The 16,615-nt window shown below is 62.7% G+C and carries 12 protein-coding genes; 2 read left to right on the top strand and 10 right to left on the bottom strand.

Going from position 1 to position 16,615, the window contains the following annotated elements:
- Position 1: 1 nt before the first annotated feature.
- From B5T_RS09060 to tesB, 9 genes are all read right to left on the bottom strand, one after another.
- A complete protein-coding gene (locus B5T_RS09060; RefSeq protein WP_014994193.1) occupies positions 2–1,030 on the bottom strand; it encodes an FAD:protein FMN transferase in 1,029 nt (342 codons plus the stop codon).
- Between the two features lie 111 nt (positions 1,031–1,141).
- Complete coding sequence (gene nqrF / locus B5T_RS09055) at positions 1,142–2,371, bottom strand: NADH:ubiquinone reductase (Na(+)-transporting) subunit F (protein ID WP_014994192.1); 1,230 nt, start codon at positions 2,369–2,371, stop codon at positions 1,142–1,144.
- Between the two features lie 21 nt (positions 2,372–2,392).
- Positions 2,393–3,013 carry an NADH:ubiquinone reductase (Na(+)-transporting) subunit E gene (nqrE, locus tag B5T_RS09050; RefSeq protein ID WP_014994191.1) on the bottom strand — a complete coding sequence of 207 codons (621 nt, stop codon included), beginning with the start codon at positions 3,011–3,013 and terminating at the stop codon, positions 2,393–2,395.
- 13 nt (positions 3,014–3,026) lie between these two features.
- Positions 3,027–3,692 carry an NADH:ubiquinone reductase (Na(+)-transporting) subunit D gene (locus tag B5T_RS09045; protein ID WP_014994190.1) on the bottom strand — a complete coding sequence of 222 codons (666 nt, stop codon included), beginning with the start codon at positions 3,690–3,692 and terminating at the stop codon, positions 3,027–3,029.
- Positions 3,692–4,510: a Na(+)-translocating NADH-quinone reductase subunit C gene (locus B5T_RS09040; RefSeq protein WP_014994189.1), complete on the bottom strand. Its 819-nt coding sequence runs from the start codon at positions 4,508–4,510 to the stop codon at positions 3,692–3,694. Before B5T_RS09040 ends, B5T_RS09045 begins: the two co-directional genes overlap by 1 nt.
- Positions 4,510–5,763, bottom strand: coding sequence for an NADH:ubiquinone reductase (Na(+)-transporting) subunit B (locus B5T_RS09035; protein WP_014994188.1), 1,254 nt, complete (start codon positions 5,761–5,763; stop codon positions 4,510–4,512). The genes B5T_RS09040 and B5T_RS09035 overlap by 1 nt, the downstream gene beginning before the upstream one ends.
- A gap of 1 nt (position 5,764) precedes the next feature.
- Entirely contained in the window at positions 5,765–7,111 is a 1,347-nt protein-coding gene (locus tag B5T_RS09030; RefSeq protein WP_014994187.1) for a Na(+)-translocating NADH-quinone reductase subunit A, read from the bottom strand.
- Positions 7,112–7,427: 316 nt separating this feature from the next.
- Positions 7,428–8,879 carry a glyceraldehyde-3-phosphate dehydrogenase gene (locus B5T_RS09025; RefSeq protein ID WP_014994186.1) on the bottom strand — a complete coding sequence of 484 codons (1,452 nt, stop codon included), beginning with the start codon at positions 8,877–8,879 and terminating at the stop codon, positions 7,428–7,430.
- 448 nt (positions 8,880–9,327) lie between these two features.
- Positions 9,328–10,203: an acyl-CoA thioesterase II gene (gene tesB / locus B5T_RS09020; RefSeq protein WP_041716960.1), complete on the bottom strand. Its 876-nt coding sequence runs from the start codon at positions 10,201–10,203 to the stop codon at positions 9,328–9,330.
- Between the two features lie 305 nt (positions 10,204–10,508).
- On the opposite strand from tesB, the gene mfd reads away from it, so the two are divergent.
- Complete coding sequence (gene mfd / locus B5T_RS09015; RefSeq protein ID WP_014994184.1) at positions 10,509–13,964, top strand: transcription-repair coupling factor; 3,456 nt, start codon at positions 10,509–10,511, stop codon at positions 13,962–13,964.
- A gap of 142 nt (positions 13,965–14,106) precedes the next feature.
- Here the strand turns inward: mfd and B5T_RS09010 are convergent, their stop codons facing one another.
- A complete protein-coding gene (locus B5T_RS09010) occupies positions 14,107–15,324 on the bottom strand; it encodes a BaiN/RdsA family NAD(P)/FAD-dependent oxidoreductase (protein ID WP_041717459.1) in 1,218 nt (405 codons plus the stop codon).
- Positions 15,325–15,571: 247 nt separating this feature from the next.
- Here B5T_RS09010 and B5T_RS09005 point away from each other — a divergent pair, with 247 nt between their 5' ends.
- Positions 15,572–16,609, top strand: coding sequence for a Leu/Phe/Val dehydrogenase (locus B5T_RS09005; RefSeq protein WP_014994182.1), 1,038 nt, complete (start codon positions 15,572–15,574; stop codon positions 16,607–16,609).
- Positions 16,610–16,615 lie beyond the last annotated feature (6 nt).

Genomic DNA, 16,615 nt, shown 5'->3' with positions numbered 1-16,615 from the left:
ATCACTTCTCCTGTTTCTGGCTGTCCAGAACGGCCTGGAAAGCCGGGGTCAGAATTTCTTTCGGCCCCTCATGGGTTCTGACAATGAACAGCACAGGCAGTTCATGTTCACGAGCGAAGGCGACGCCCTCTTCCGGCCCCAGCACGGTCAGCGCGGTGGCCAGGGCATCCGCCATCATACAGGACTCGTGCAGCACGGTAACCGATGCCAGATGATGAGTGACCGGGTAACCGGTACGGGGATCGATGGTGTGGGAGAACAGCTTGCCGTCCTCCTCAAAAAAATTGCGGTAATCACCGCTGGTGGCAATGGCGATATCGTGCAGTTTCAGCACTTTCTCCACTTCCCGCTTGCCCACTTCCGGGCGCTCGATGGCCACGCGCCAGGGCTGGCCGTAGGGTTTGGTGCCGGACGCCACCAGTTCGCCACCAACTTCCACCAGATAGTTGCTGATACCGGCTTCTTTGAGCACTCCGGCCAGCTTGTCCACGCCAAAACCCTTGGCGATGGAGGACAGGTCCACATACAGGCCGCCGGGCTGGGTGGCTTCCCGGCCCTGGAGCGTCAGCCGCTGCCAGCCGATACGCTTCAGCGCCGCCTGGACGTCCTCGTCCGCCGGCGGTTCGAAGCGGTCCGGGTCCGGGCCAAAGCCCCAAAGGTTCACCAAAGGCCCCACGGTGACGTCATAGGCGCCGTTGGTGTCCCGGGACAAGGCCTGTGCCGCCGCCAGTACCTTGGCGAAATCCTCCGGCAGGGTCTGGACCGTCCCCGCCTCCGCCTGATTGAACCTGGACAGGTCCGAATCCGGCCGATAGGTGCTCATCTCCTGGTTCACCTGCTCCAGGGCCGCCTCCAGCTCGGATTTGAGTGCCGGGATACCGTCACGGGGGGAACCGGTGAACTTCACCGACCAGGTGGTGCCCATGGTCGGTCCGGACAGCGCCGAAAGCCGTTGTTGAGCGTCGTCGCAGGCGCTCAGCACAAACAGCAGCAACAGCGTGAAGGGAATCAGTAAGAGACGGGATTTCATGGCTGCTCCGGGGTCGGGCTTTGTTTCACCCTCTCCCTGTCCCTCTCCCCTCAAGGGAGAGGGTGAAACGTCAATCGTGCTGCGATATGCCACTGGCATATCGGTCACGATTTACCCACCAAAGTCATCGAGAAGGATGTTCTCGGGCTCCACGCCCAGATCTTCCAGCATCTTGATGACCGCGGCGTTCATCATCGGCGGACCGCACATGTAATATTCACAGTCCTCCGGCGCCGGGTGATCCTTCAGGTACTGTTCGTACAGCACGTTGTGGATGAAGCCGGTAAGGCCGGTCCAGTTGTCTTCCGGCTGCGGATCGGACAGCGCCAGGTGCCATTGGAAGTTGTCGTTCTCCTCGGCGAGCTTATCGTACTCATCGTTGTAGAACGTCTCACGCCAGCTGCGCGCGCCGTACCAGAAGCTCATTTTGCGTTTGGAGTTCAAACGCTTGAGCTGGTCGAAGATATGGCTGCGCATCGGCGCCATGCCCGCGCCACCGCCGATGAACACCATCTCCGCGTCGGTGTCCTTGGCGAAGAACTCACCGAAGGGTCCGAACACGGTGATCTTGTCACCCGGCTTCAGGCTGAACACATAGGAGCTCATCAGCCCCGGCTGGATGCCGGAGGAGCCCGGCGGCGGCGTGGCGATCCGGATGTTGAACTTGAGAATGCCCTTCTCTTCCGGATAGTTGGCCATGGAGTAGGCGCGGATCACCTCTTCGCTGTTCTTGGTCTTCAGATCGAAGAACTTGAAGTGCTCCCAGTCGCCGCGATACTCCTCACCGATATCGAAATCGGAGAAGTTCACCTCGAACGGCGGCGCTTCCAGCTGCACATAGCCACCGGCACGGAAGGCCACTTCCTCGCCTTCCGGCAGCTTCAGGGTCAGTTCCTTGATGAAGGTGGCGACGTTGTCGTTGGCGATGACCTCGCACTCCCACTTCTTCACGCCGAAGAACTCTTCCGGCACCTTGATCTTCATGTCCTGCTTGACGTTCACCTGACAGCTCAGGCGCCAACCATCGCGGATCTGGCCCTTGGTGAAGTGGCCTTCCTCGGTGGGCAGGATGTCGCCGCCGCCATCGAGAACCTGACACTTGCACTGGGCGCAGGTGCCGCCGCCACCACAGGCGGAGGACAGGAAGATGCCCTGGTTGGCCAGAGTACCCAACAGCTTACCGCCGGCGGGCGCATCAATGCCCTTTTCCGCATCACCGTTGATATCGATGTGAACGTCCCCGCTGGCCACCAGCCGGGAACGCGCCACCAGGATCACCGCCACCAGCGCCAATACGATGGCGGTGAACATGGCGACGCCAAGAATGATCTCAAAACTCATAATCTGGCTCTCCCCTTTCCCTTAGAGCTGCACGCCGGAGAACGACATGAAACCCAGGGACATCAGACCCACGGTGATGAAGGTAATACCCAGCCCCTTCAGACCGTCGGGTACATCGCTGTACTTCAGCTTTTCCCGGATTCCCGCCAGCAGTGTGATCGCCAACGCCCAGCCGGCACCGGCGCCAAGGCCGTACACCAGCGACTCACCGAAAGCGTAGTCCCGCTCCACCATGAACAGGGAGGCCCCCATGATGGCGCAGTTCACCGTGATCAGTGGCAGGAACACGCCCAGCGCGTTGTACAGCGCCGGCACGTATTTATCCAGGGTCATTTCCAGGATCTGCACGATCGCCGCGATCACGCCGATATAGCTGAGCAGCCCCAGGAACCGCAGGTCCAGAGTGGCCAGCGCGGGAATGCCGGTCCAGGACAGCGCCCCTTCATTGAGCAGGTAATGCAGGATCAGGTTGTTCACCGGCACGGTGATGGCCAACACCACGACCACGGCGATGCCCAGACCGATCGCGGTGGAAATCTTCTTGGAGATGGCGATGAAGGTACACATCCCCAGGAAGAAGGCCAGCGCCATGTTCTCGACGAAGACGGCGCGGACGAACAGACTCAGATAATGTTCAAACATGCGGCTTCTCCGTTCAGAACGCGTCGCTGGTGCGGGTGTGCGGCTTCATCTTGAAGACGTCCTCTTCCACCTGCTCCGGCTTCCAGGCGCGGATCGCCCAGATGAACAGGCCGATCAGGAAGAAGGCGCTCGGCGGCAGCAGCATCAGGCCGTTGGTGTTGTACCAGCCGCCGTCCACGGTGCGCTCCAGAATCTGGTAGCCGAACAGGCTGCCGGAACCCAGCAGCTCACGGGTGAAACCGAGACCCAGCAGGATCACGGAGTAACCCAGGCCATTGCCGACACCGTCCAGGAAGGACGGGATCGGCGGATTCTTCATGGCGAAGGCTTCCACCCGGCCCATGACGATACAGTTGGTGATGATCAGCCCCACGAACACCGACAGCTGCTTGGAGATGCTGTAGGCGTAGGCGCGCAGGAACTGATCCACCACGATCACCAGCGAGGCGATGATGGTCATCTGCACGATCATGCGGATGCTGCCCGGAATCTGATTACGGATGCAACTGACGAAAAAGTTGGAGAACGCCGTCACCGCCGTCAGTGCGATACACATGGTCAGCGTGGTGTTCAGGTTACTGGTTACCGCCAGGGCGGAGCAGATACCCAGGATCTGCAGCGCGATGGGGTTATTGTCGAAAATCGGACCAAACAGAATGTCCTTCGTTTTCTCCGCCATTACGCTTCTCCTCCGTTGTCGGCTTCGACGGCGGCGGAACCGGCGCCGTCATTGGCCGCTTTCATGCGATCCAGATACGGACCGAACCCGTCTTCCCCCACCCAGAAACGCACCAGATTGTTGACGCCTTTACTGGTCAGGGTGGCACCGGCCAGGCCGTCCACCTTGTGTTCGGCTCCGGCGGCGCCGGAATCGACAGTGCCTTTGACCACCTGAATGGCCACGTCACCGCTGTCGTCATGCAGTTTTTTGCCCGGCCACAGCCCCTTCCAGGCCGGGTTGTCCACTTCACCGCCCAGGCCCGGGGTTTCACCATGCTGATAGAAGCCCAGGCCGGAGACGGTCTCGGCGTCCGCTTCCAGAGCCAGGAAGCCGTACAGGGTGGACCACAGGCCGTAACCGCGCACCGGCAGGATGATACGGCTCAGGTTGCCATCATCATCCCGCGCCAGATACACCTCGGACACGTTCTCCTGACGTTTGATGCTGGCGATGTCCTGATCCGCGCTCAAGCGCTCGCTTTCCGTCGGATCCTTGGCCGCCTTCAGCGGATCATAGGACTCCGGCTTGTCCACGTACTCACCGGTCTCCAGGTCGACGAATTTGCGCTCGATGGTATCGAACGCCTGCTGCACGTCCATGCCCGGCTGATACAGCCCGGCGGCCTGGAGAATGTTCACCTGGCGGTCAAGCACCTGGTTCTTCTGCTGCACCGGCCGCAGTGACACGGCGGCGGTGGACACCACCACCGCGCACACCAGACAGACCAACAGGGCGACCAGCAGCGTTCTGCCGACACTTTCGCTATTTCCAGCCATTACGCTACTCCCCCGGTCCGACGCAGGCGACGACGCACATTCGCCTGGGTAACGAAATAATCAATCAACGGCGCGCACAGGTTGCCGAACAGGATCGCCAACATGATGCCTTCCGGGAAGGCCGGGTTGACCACCCGGATCAGCACGGTCATCACACCGATGACAATGCCAAAGATCAGTTTGCCGGTGTTGGTCATGGCCGCGGACACCGGGTCGGTGGCCATGAACACCAGACCGAAGGCAAGACCGCCCACCGTCAGGTGCCAGTACCAGGGCATGGCGAACATCGGGTTGGTGTCGCTGCCGATCAGATTGAACACGGTGCTCATCGCCACCATGCCCAGCAGCACGCCCAGCATGATCCGCCAGGAGGCGATCTTGGTGAACAGCAGGAAGAGCGCGCCCAGACCGATGGCGATCAGCGAGGTCTCGCCGATGCTGCCCTGGATGCCGCCCAGGAAGGTGTTCATCCAGCTCAGGCTCTGGCCGGCATCGACGCCGATCAGGGCGTTCTGAGCAAGACCGGCGGAAAAGTCCAGATTGCCGCTGGCGGCCAGCGACAGCGGCGTGGCGCCGGAGAAGTTGTCCACCGCGGTCCAGATGGCGTCACCGGACATTTGCGCCGGATAGGCGAAGTACAGGAACGCCCGGCCCACCAGCGCCGGGTTGAGGAAGTTCTTGCCGGTACCGCCAAACACTTCCTTGCCGATGACCACGCCGAAGGATACACCCAGTACCACCTGCCAGAGCGGAATCGCCGGCGGCAGAATCAGGGTGAACAGGATACCGGTGACGAAGAAGCCTTCGTTCACTTCATGGCCGCGTTTCCAGGCGAACAGGGCTTCCCAGAAGAAACCGGTCAGGTAGACGGCGATCAGGATCGGCACATAGTAGGCCAGGCCATGGACCATGTTGGCCCAGAAGTTCTCCTGGCTGAAGCCGGTGAGCGCCGCCACCAGGTCGGTGCGCCAGCCGGCGATCGGATCGAAACCGAACTCGGTGATTTGCAGGTTGGCCTGAAAGCCGGTGTTGTACAGACCGAACAGGATCGCCGGAAAAGTGGCGAACCAGACCGTCATCATGATGCGCTTGAGATCGATACCATCACGTACGTGGGCCGCGGACCGGGTCACCGAGTCCGGGCTGTACAGCATGGTGTCGAACATCTCATAGAAGACGTAGTACTTCTGCAGCTTGCCACCCTCGTGGAAGTGGGGGGCGATTTTGGTATCAAGGTAATTCCGCAGACCCATATCAGCTCTCCACTTCAATGGTGGTCAGGTTGTCGCGGAGGATCGGGCCGTACTCGTATTTGCCGGGGCATACGAAGGTACACAGGGCCAGATCCTCTTCCACCAGTTCCAGCGCGCCCAGGGCGGAGGCGCTGTCGGTATCGCCCACCGCCAGCGCGCGCAGCAGCTGGGTCGGCAGAATATCCAGCGGCATCACTTCCTCGTAGGCGCCGATCGGCACCATGGCGCGCTCACTGCCGTTGGTGGTGGTGGTGAAGTTGAAACGCTTGCCCGGCATCAGCCTGGAGAGGTAGATGTTCATCACCGAGAAGCGGTTGGTGCCCGGGGAGACGTAGCCCAGCAGGTCGCGCTCGTGCCCTTCGCGCAGCACGGTCACCTGGTTGCACAGACGGCCCAGGTGCGCCACCGGACCACGGGCGTGGTGGCCATTGAACACGGAACCGGAAATCACCCGGTTTTCGCCGTCTTTCAGCTCGCCACGGCAGAAATCGTCGCTCTGCGCGCCCACCCGGGTGCGCAACAGGCGCGGTGTTTTCACCTGCGGGCCCCCCAAAGCCACCACCCGCTCGCTGCTGATACGGCCTTCGATGAACAGCTTGCCGATGGCGATCACTTCCTGGTAGCCCACGGTCCAGACCTGTTTGTTCAGGCTGACCGGATCGAGGAAATGAACGTGGGTCCCGGGATTACCGGCCGGGTGCTTGCCGGCGAAGCTTTCTTCACGGATCTGACCCTGGGCGAAGGATGGCAGCTTGGACTTGGCCGCCTTGCACACCCACACCGGCCCTTCGGTGAGACGGGACAACACGGTCAGGCCGTGGCGGAAGCTCTGCTCGTTCTCCTGGATCACCAGGGACGGATCCTGACACAGCGGATTGGTGTCGATGGCGGTGACGAAAATGGAATTCGGCACGCTCTGCGGTGCCGGCACCTTGCCAAAGGGGCGAGTACGCAACAACGTCCACTCACCGGAGTCCACCAGTTGGCTCACCACGGCTTCGCGATCCAGGGAGGCCAGTTGATCCGGCTGATAAGCGGTGAAGGTCACCTCTTCTTCCTGGTCGGCCACTTCGATGACCACGGACTGCAGGACGCGCTTGTGGCCTCGATTGATGGCGACCACCGTGCCCCCGGCCGGCGCGGTGTATTTCACGCCGTCGGTTTTTTTGTCCGTGAAGATCAACTGACCTTTCTTGACTTGGTCCCCTTCGCGGACTTCCATAGTGGGTTTCATGCCCACGTAGTCGCCGCCGAGCACGGCGACAGAACGGACCTGGTGGCCTTCCTCGATCGCCTGGCGCGGCGCGCCGGCGATGGGCAGGTCCAGTCCCTTCTTAATTTTGATCATAGTGTCTCGCCCACGTTGCGTGTTGCTGATGTCGGGCTGCGCCTTCCTCGGAAGCACTGCACAGGCAGCGGATGGGGGAATTCGCGCAATAACCGGTATAGCGTCAGGATCACCCGTGAATGAGGATTCAAGGGCCCGGCCCGTCGGCCGGCGCGCGACATTATAATGACCACATGAAAAGTATGCCAGAGAGGCAAGCCCCTCCGATGGTCCGGTATCGCTTCCCGATCGCTTTCCCGCCCCGTTTTACGCCAATACCGGCGAATTCGGGAACGGACGAAAAAAAGCCCGCTAAAGCGGGCTTTCCGTGCCTGACTTACTCCGCCGGGTACACCGGGTACTCCACTCCGGAGATCTGCTGCAGAATCCGCAGCACCTGGCAGCTGTAGCCGAACTCGTTGTCATACCACACGTACAGCACGCAGTGGCGGCCGTTGACGATGGTGGCCCCGGCGTCGATGACGGAGGCATGACGGGAGCCGACGAAGTCGGTGGACACCGCGTCCGGGCTGCTGACGAAATCCACCTGGCGCTGCAACGGAGAGTGCAGGCTCACCCAGCGCAGGTATTCGTTCATCTCCTCCAGGCTGGTTTCCTTCTCCAGGGTCAGGTTCAGGATCGCCATGGACACGTTCGGGGTGGGAACGCGAATGGAGTTGCCGGTCAGCTTGCCGTTCAGGGACGGCAGCGCCTTGGCCGCGGCGGTGGCGGCACCGGTTTCGGTCAGCACCATGTTCAGCGGCGCGGCGCGGCCACGACGGGGGCCCTTGTGGAAATTATCCAGCAGGTTCTGGTCGTTGGTGTAGGAGTGCACCGTTTCCACGTGGCCGTATTCGATGCCGAACTTGTCCTCGATGGCCTTCAGCGGCGGCACGATGGCGTTGGTGGTGCAACTGGCGGCGGAGATGATCTTGTCGCTGTCGTCGATCATGTCGTTGTTGACGCCGTGCACGATGTTCTTGAGGCTGCCTTTGCCCGGCGCGGTCAACATCACGCGGGCGATGCCCGGACATTGCAGATGCTGGGACAGGCCTTCCTCGTCACGCCATTTACCGGTGTTGTCGATCAACACGGCGTTTTCGATACCGTATTGGGTGTAGTCGACGGACGCCGGATCGTTGGAGTAGATCACCTTGATATAGTTGCCGTTGGCGATCAGAGCGTTGTCTTCCTCATCCACGGCGATGGTGCCGGCGAACGGGCCGTGCACGGAGTCACGGCGCAGCAGGCTGGCGCGCTTCTGCAGGTCGCCCTTGCCGGACTCACGCACCACGATGGCCTTCAGACGCAGGCCATCGCCAGAACCGGCTTTCTCGATCAGCAAGCGGGCGAGAATACGGCCGATACGGCCGAAGCCGTACAGCACCACATCGGTGGTACCGGCCAGTTTGGCCTTGTTTTCCACCGCTTCGGTGAGCGCTTCGCGGACGAAGTCTTCCACCGACAGGCCGCGGTTGTCGTTTTTGTACTCAACCGCCAGCTTGCCGATGTCCAGACGGCAGGGCCCCAGGTCCAGTTTGACCGCTTCCTGGAGAATGGGGAACGAATCCACCACGGACAGACCGCTGTCGGACAGGCCGTCTTCAATCTGCTTAACAAAACGGTGGGTCTTGAGGATCTGGATAACGGATTTGTTGACCAGGGAACGGCTATAGACCGTGGTGGCCACGTTCTTTTCCCGGTACAGCCGACCGATCATCGGAATCATCGCCTCGGCGATTTCCTCACGGTTTTTCCATCGTCCGAAGTGGTCTTCCAGTTTGTTCACGGATGAGCCCCTCTCAATTGGGTTCCTGGGGGCGCGCATAATAGCGCCAATGGGGGCGCATATCCACCCAATGCGGAGGCATTGGCCCTCCCCTTGGATCAGAAAAATCACGGTCCGTGGACCATTGGTGTCCCACAATTCGCTGGCACGCTTACACGCAACACGCTGGCACGCCAAACCCAAGGCCCGCTTGCGGGCTTTGGGGGTATGAATTCAGAGCAACCCCGTCATGCCGGACTTGATCCGGCATCTCCCTCTACGCAGCCATGTGCCCTACAAAGGGCGATCCCGGCTCACACAACGGGGCTTAGAGTACCGTTTGAACGCCCTTCAGGGCACCCCGAAGGGGGAGTTCAATGGCCTTGAGTTATTGGACTCTCTACCCCGGGATGACCGGGTGTTTTCAAAGCGTGTTAGCGTGACGGCGTGTTAGCGTGCACGCGCGTATTCACACCGGCTTGGCGCTGGGCCGCAGCCGCATCAGTCCTTCCTGGGCCACCGACGCCACCAGAGTGCCGTCCTGACGGTGGATGGCGCCGAAAGTCAGCCCCCGGGCACCGGCGGCGGCGGGGCTCTGGCAGTCATAAAGCAGCCATTCGTCCACCTGGAAATCATCGTAAAACCACATGGCGTGGTCGATGCTGGCGCACTGGATATCGCTTTGCCAGAAAGTCATGCCGTGGGGCTGCATGGCCGTGCCCATGAAACCGAAATCAGAACAATAGGCGAGCAGCGCCCGCTGGGTCATACGATCGGCGGTGACCCTGTCACTGACCCGGAACCAGAAGCGTTTGAGCGGCTCCCGGCTTTCCGGCGCGAACAGGTCCTTGGGGGTCACCGGACGGAACTCCACCGGCCGTTCACGCAGGAAAGCACCACGGAACTGCTCCGGAATCTGCTCCACCACCCGCATGCGGGCACTTTCATCGCTTTCCAGGCTGTCCGGCTCTGGTACGTCCGGCATGGTATTCTGGTGCCGGCCGCCCTCTTCCTCCACCTGGAACGACGCGGACAGGCTGAAGATCGGCCGGCCGTGCTGGATCGCGTTGACCCGGCGGGTGGTGAAGCTCTTGCCGTCACGGATCCGGTCCACGTCATAGATCACCGGCACGCGGATATCCCCGGGCCGCAGGAAATAGGCATGCAGGGAGTGGGCGGGCCGGTCCTCCGACACCGTCATGGACGCCGCCAGCAACGCCTGGCCGGCCACCAGGCCACCGAAAATACTGCGCTGGCCATTGGCCTCGGTCTGGCCACGAAACAGGTTGTCCTCCAACCGTTCCAGGGTAAACCGGTTCATTAGTTCCGCGACGGACTCTCTCATAGTTCTCCCCAGCTGTGGTGCACGCATAGGCGCGCAATAGTACCGCAAACGCAGGCCAGGCTCTAAAGCAAAAGCATCGCGGTCGATTCGCCGCCAAACGGAGCGCCGCCCGGCAGCCGCTGTAGGAGCTTGCCCTGCAAGCGAATTCGGCTTCCGGCTAAAAGATTCGCTTGCAGGGCAAGCTCCTACAGCGGTGTCAAAGTCCAGGGTTGATTCGAAGCGAACGGTTTCAGAGCACGTCAGCTCTCCACCCCGTGTCCGATCCCCGCTCCCCTGCTACAATGCGCCCGCGCTGGAGGCCCTTGATGACCCTGACCCTGTTACCCGATTCTTCCCTGTTTTCCACTGGACGTGAACACTACCGCGACTGGCGCGACCCCGGCGCCGGCGGCTTGGCGGCGGTACTGGCGGAACTGGCCCGCCGCGACGAGGGCCTGCTGCTGGTAGCGGCGCCGTCCAGCAACCGTGCCCAGCAGTTGGCCGACTCGCTGGCCTTTTACCTCGCTGACAGCAAGGTGCCGGTGCGGCTGTTCCCCGACTGGGAAACCCTGCCCTACGATCTGTTCAGTCCCCACCAGGACATCGTCAGCGACCGCATCCAGGCGCTACACTGGCTCGGTCAGGCTCGCAGCGGCGTTCTGGTGGTGCCGGTGAACACGCTGATGCAGCGGCTGGCGCCGCCGATCCATATCAATGGCAATCATTTCCAGCTCAAGGTCAACGACACCTTTGATATGGAAGCCACCCGCCAGCAACTGGTGGCCTGTGGCTACCGGCAACGCGACAACGTCTATGAACACGGCGAGTTCGCCGTGCGTGGCGCCATCATGGACATCTTCCCCATGGGCGCGACGCAACCGTTCCGGGTGGAACTGTTCGATCAGGACATTGAATCCCTGCGTCTGTTCGACCCGGAAAGCCAGCGCTCCACCGGCCAGGTGCGGGAAATCAATCTGCTGCCGGCGGCGGAGTACCCGCTCAGCCAGGACGGCATCCGCCATTTCCGCGGTGCCTTCCGCGAAACCTTCGACGTGGAGCCAAGAAAAGTACCGCTCTACGAAGAAGTGTCCGAGGGTATCGCCAGTCCGGGGCTGGAGTACTATCTGCCGTTGTTCTTCGAGCAACTGGCCACTTTGTTCGACTACCTGCCGCCCAATGCCCGGCTGGTGGAATTGGCGGAGTGCGAGCAGGCCGCCCAGCACTTCTGGGACGAGGTCAGTCAGCGCTACGAGTCCCGTCGCCACGACATCCGCCGGCCGGTGCTGCCGCCGCAAAGTCTGTTCCTGCGCCCGGACGAGCTGGCTGGCGCCTGGAAAACCCTGCCCCGGGCCCGGGTGCGTGACTCCGAACAGGCGCTGACCTTCAACCTGGCACGCTCACCGCGGCTTGCCGCCGACCCGCGCAGCGGCAATGTACTGGCGCCCTTGCATACCTTCTCCGATGCTCACCCGGACACCCGCATCCTGGTGGTGGCGGAAACCGCCGGGCGCCGCGAGGCGCTGCTCGAACTGATGCAAAACATCTCGATCCAGCCGGCTTTGAAACAAGGCTGGCGGGACTTCCTCGACGCCCCCGAGCGCTGGAATCTGACCCGGGGTGAGCTCGACGCCGGCTTCTACGCGCCGGACCACGAACTGCTGGTGGTCAGCGAAAGCGAGCTGTACGGCGAGCGGATCATGCAGCGCCGGCGGCGGCGCACCAGCGAGGACAGCGGTCAGGATCTGGCGGTCCGCTCCCTGGGCGAGCTCACCATCGGCGCTCCGGTGGTGCACCTGGACCACGGCGTCGGCCGCTATCAGGGCCTGGTGCACATGACCGTGGATCACCAGCCCCATGAATTTTTGCTGCTGGAGTACGCCGGCGGCGACAAGCTCTACGTACCGGTGTCCTCGCTGCACCTGATCAGCCGCTACGGCGGCGGCGAACATCCGCCACTGAATCGCCTGGGCAGTGAGCAATGGAGCAAGGCGCGGCAAAAAGCCGCGGAAAAAATCAACGACGTGGCGGCGGAATTGCTCAACACCTACGCTCGTCGCGAAGCCCGCGAAGGGCGCGGTTTCCCGCTGGAGCAAGAGGATTATCAGCGTTTCGCCAGCGGTTTCCCGTTCGAGGAAACCCCGGACCAGGAAAACGCCATCAACGCGGTGATCGCCGACATGCAACGGCAAAAACCCATGGACCGCCTGGTCTGTGGCGATGTCGGTTTCGGTAAGACCGAGGTGGCCATGCGCGCCGCCTTCGTGGCGGTTCAGAACGGCACCCAGGTGGCCGTGCTGGTCCCCACCACCCTGCTCGCCCAACAGCATTACGATTCTTTCGTCGACCGTTTCGCCGACTGGCCGGTGCAGATCGAAGTGCTGTCCCGCTTCCGCAGCGCCAAGGACAAAAGCCAGGTGCTGGAACGGCTCGCCGAGGGCAAGGTGGATATCGTCGTCGGCACCCACCAGTTGCTGCAAGAGAACGTCCGCTTCAAGGACCTGGGCCTGATCATCGTCGACGAGGAACACCGCTTCGGCGTGCGCCACAAAGAGCGGCTCAAGGAAATGCGCGCCGAGTGCGACATCCTCACCCTCACCGCCACACCGATTCCGCGCACCCTGAACATGGCGCTCAGCGGCATGCGCGACATTTCCATCATCGCCACGCCGCCGCAGCGGCGCCTGTCGGTGAAAACCTTCGTGCGGCAACGGGACGACACCGCCCTCAAGGAAGCCATCCTGCGGGAGTTGCTGCGTGGCGGCCAGGTCTACTACCTGCACAACGACATCGACACCATGAGCCGCGCCGCCGAGCAGATCCAATCGCTGGTGCCGGACGCACGGGTCGGCATCGCCCACGGCCAGATGCGCGAACGGGAACTGGAAGCGGTGATGGGCGACTTCTACCATCGCCGTTTCAACGTGCTGGTGTGCACCACCATCATTGAAACCGGTATCGACGTGCCCAGCGCCAACACCATCATCATCGAGCGCGCCGACAAGCTCGGCCTGGCTCAGTTGCACCAATTGCGGGGACGGGTCGGCCGCAGCCACCACCAGGCCTACGCCTACCTGGTCACGCCTTCCCCCAAGGCGATGACCAAGGACGCGCTGAAACGGCTGGAAGCCATCGAACAAGCCACCGACCTGGGCGCTGGCTTCGTGCTCGCCAGCCAGGATCTGGAAATCCGTGGTGCCGGCGAACTGCTCGGTGAAGAGCAGCACGGCAACATGGAAACCATCGGTTTCACGCTCTATATGGAAATGCTGGAGCAGGCGGTGGAAGCGCTCAAACGCGGTGAGCAACCGGACACCGCCAAACCGCTGTCCGGCGGCCCGGAAGTCAACCTGCGGGTGCCGGCCCTGATTCCGGAAGACTACCTGCCGGACGTGTTCACCCGCCTGACCCTGTACAAGCGCATCGCCGGCTGCAAAACCGGCGACCAGTTACGGGAATTGCAGGTGGAGATGATCGACCGTTTCGGCCTGCTGCCGGAAGCGGTGAAAACCCTGTTCAAGGTCACCGCTCTGCGGCAACAGGCGGAAGCGCTGGCCATCACCCGGGTGGACGCCAACGCCGCCGGCGGCAAACTGGAGTTCGCCGAGCGCACCCCGGTGGACCCGCTCACCGTGGTCAAACTGATGCAGAACGCCCCCAACCGCTACCGCCTGGAAGGCGCCCACACCCTGCGCTTCCAACTGCCATCGGAAACCGCCGATGAACGCGTTCAATTAGTCGAGCAGCTGTTGGAACATCTGGCGGGGAACGGGAAAGCACCGTAAAAGGCAGCTGATAGTTGACAGTGGACAGTTGACAGCGAAAGACGAAAGACAAAAACAGGTGATCTTCAGTGGCTCTGGGAGCAAGTTCCCACAGAAAGCGCATGGACCATTTTTGTGGCTTTTCGCTGTCAACTGTCCACTATCAACTGTCAACTGTATTTGCCGCCACCGCGCTGGCCCAGGCCCATTGAAAATTGAAACCACCAAGCTGGCCGGTGACGTCGAGCACTTCGCCGATGAAATAAAGGCCGGGAACGGTTTTGACTTCGAAGGTTTTGGAGGAGACGGCGTCGGTATCGACACCGCCGAGGGTGACTTCGGCGGTGCGGTAGCCTTCGGTGCCGGAGGGTTTGAAACGCCAGCCCTTGAGCACGGCGGCGATGCTGGCCAGGTGTTCGTTGGCATGGTGCTGCAAGGGCCCTCGCCAATCGAACCGCGCCACCAGAGCCGCCGCCAAACGCTGGGAAAAAAACGAGCGTAACCAGCGCTCCACGGTACCGTTGGGATGTTGCTTGCGCTCTTCCAGCAGAGCCGCGTACGGGTCCGCCAGCATCGGCAACCAGTCCACGGTAACGTCGGCACCCGCTTGCCAGAACGCGGACACCTGCAGCATGGCCGGCCCGGACAAGCCCCGGTGCGTGATCAACATGGGCTCGGAGAAAGACCGGCCCCCGGCTTCCGCGCAAACCTCGGCGCTGACACCACTGAGTTCCGCCAGCCATGCCTTGTCCGCGGGTTGCAGCGTGAAGGGCACCAGCGCGGCGCGGGTCGGCAACACGTTCAGACCGAACTGTTCCGCCACTTTATAGCCAAACGGGCTCGCCCCCATGGAGGGAATGGAGAGCCCGCCACTGGCAATGACCAGTTTGCCGGCGCGCACCACGCCTTCGCTGGTACGCAGCGTAAAGGCCCCTTCCGCCCGCCCGGCACCCGGTTTGCCCACCGGCTGATCGTTGATGTGCGTTACCGCCGTGTTCAACCGGATCCTGACGCCGGCCCATTCACACTCGGTGAGCAGCATCTCCACAATCGCTTTGCTGGAGTCGGCACAGAACAGCTGCCCCGGCGCCTTTTCCACATGCTCGATGCCGTGCCGCTCCACCAGCTCGACGAAATGCCAGGGGGTATAGCGGCTCAACGCGGATTTGCAGAAGTGCGGATTGGCGGAAACGAAATGGGCCTGCGTGGTGTTGAGATTGGTGAAATTGCAGCGCCCGCCGCCGGACATGAGAATTTTCTTGCCGGGCTTGTTGGCGTGATCCAGCACCAGCACCGAGGCGCCCCGGTAGCCGGCGGTGGCGGCGCACATCAGCCCGGCGGCACCGGCGCCGATGATCACCACGTCGTACTGTTCCGCCATGCCGTTACGCCCTCGTTCACTGAAGCCGCGCAGCATAACGGGATGGCGGCGGGGGTGCCAGATGCGGGGGCGGGAGGGAAGCCTCTCCTCATACCCAACCCCGCTAACCCCTCCCCGCCATATAACCAATCGATCCAAGCACCCTCCCCGAAGCCGCGCTATGGTTTAAGCAAAGGGGCCGTGATCCGGCCCCGGAACCGCCCACAGTGGGCTTACCAGCCCCCGGGACGACAAGGAGAGCGTTGCCATGTTCGCTAACCTCGAACGGACCAACGTTGCCGAGCTGCACCTGCATCGTGATCCGCACTCCGGGCTGCGTGCCCTTATCGCCATTCACTCCACCCAACTGGGTCCCGCCGTCGGCGGCTGCCGCTGCCTGCGCTACGACGACGAGGACGCCGCTCTGCAAGACGTCACCCGCCTGGCCCGGGGCATGAGCTACAAGGCCGCCCTCGCCGGACTGCCCCTGGGTGGCGGCAAGGCGGTGATTCTGGAACCGCCGGACGGCTATGACCGGGGTGCCCTGTACCGGGCCTTCGGCCGCGCCGTGGAAAGCCTCAACGGCCGCTACACCACCGCCGTGGATGCCGGCACCCGCCTCGAGGACCTGGACCAGGTTGCCCGTACCACCCGTCATGTCTGGGGCTACAGCGGCGACGGCCTGGACCCTTCACCGCTCACCGCCCTGGGCGTGTTCGCCGCCCTCGACGCCAGCGTGCGCCAGCGGCTGGGCCGGGACAGCCTGCGCGGCCTGCACTTCGCCGTGCAGGGCGTGGGGCACGTGGGCAGCCGCCTGGCCCTGCTGCTGACCCGGGCCGGCGCCCGTCTCACCCTGGCCGACGCCGATGCCAAACGGGCCAGCGAACTGGCCGCCCGGCTGGGGGCCAGAATCGTCGCTCCCGACGCCATCTACGACGTGCCCTGCGACGGCTTCGTGCCCTGCGCCCTGGGCGCCGTACTCAACCGCGCCACCATCGCCCGACTGCGCGCGCCGCTGGTGGCGGGCAGCGCCAATAATCAACTGGCCGGGGACGAGGACGGTGAACGGCTGCGCCGGCGAGACATCCTCTATGCCCCGGATTACGTCACCAACGCCGGCGGCCTGATCGCCCTGGCTCTGGGGCACTCCGGTGCTGGCCGGACCCGCATCCGCCAGCAGGTGCTCGCCATCGGCACCACCCTGACGCGGATCTTTCGCGAAGCGGAACGGGCCGGCTGGTCCACCAGTGCCACCGCCGACGATCTGGCGGAACAACGGCTCAATGGCCACCGCAACGTGGCCTGAGGAGGT

The organism is Alloalcanivorax dieselolei B5 (genome assembly GCF_000300005.1).
Lineage (GTDB): Bacteria > Pseudomonadota > Gammaproteobacteria > Pseudomonadales > Alcanivoracaceae > Alloalcanivorax > Alloalcanivorax dieselolei.
Note: the sequence above shows the minus strand (reverse complement) of the source record. Positions and strands in the feature narration are given on the sequence as shown.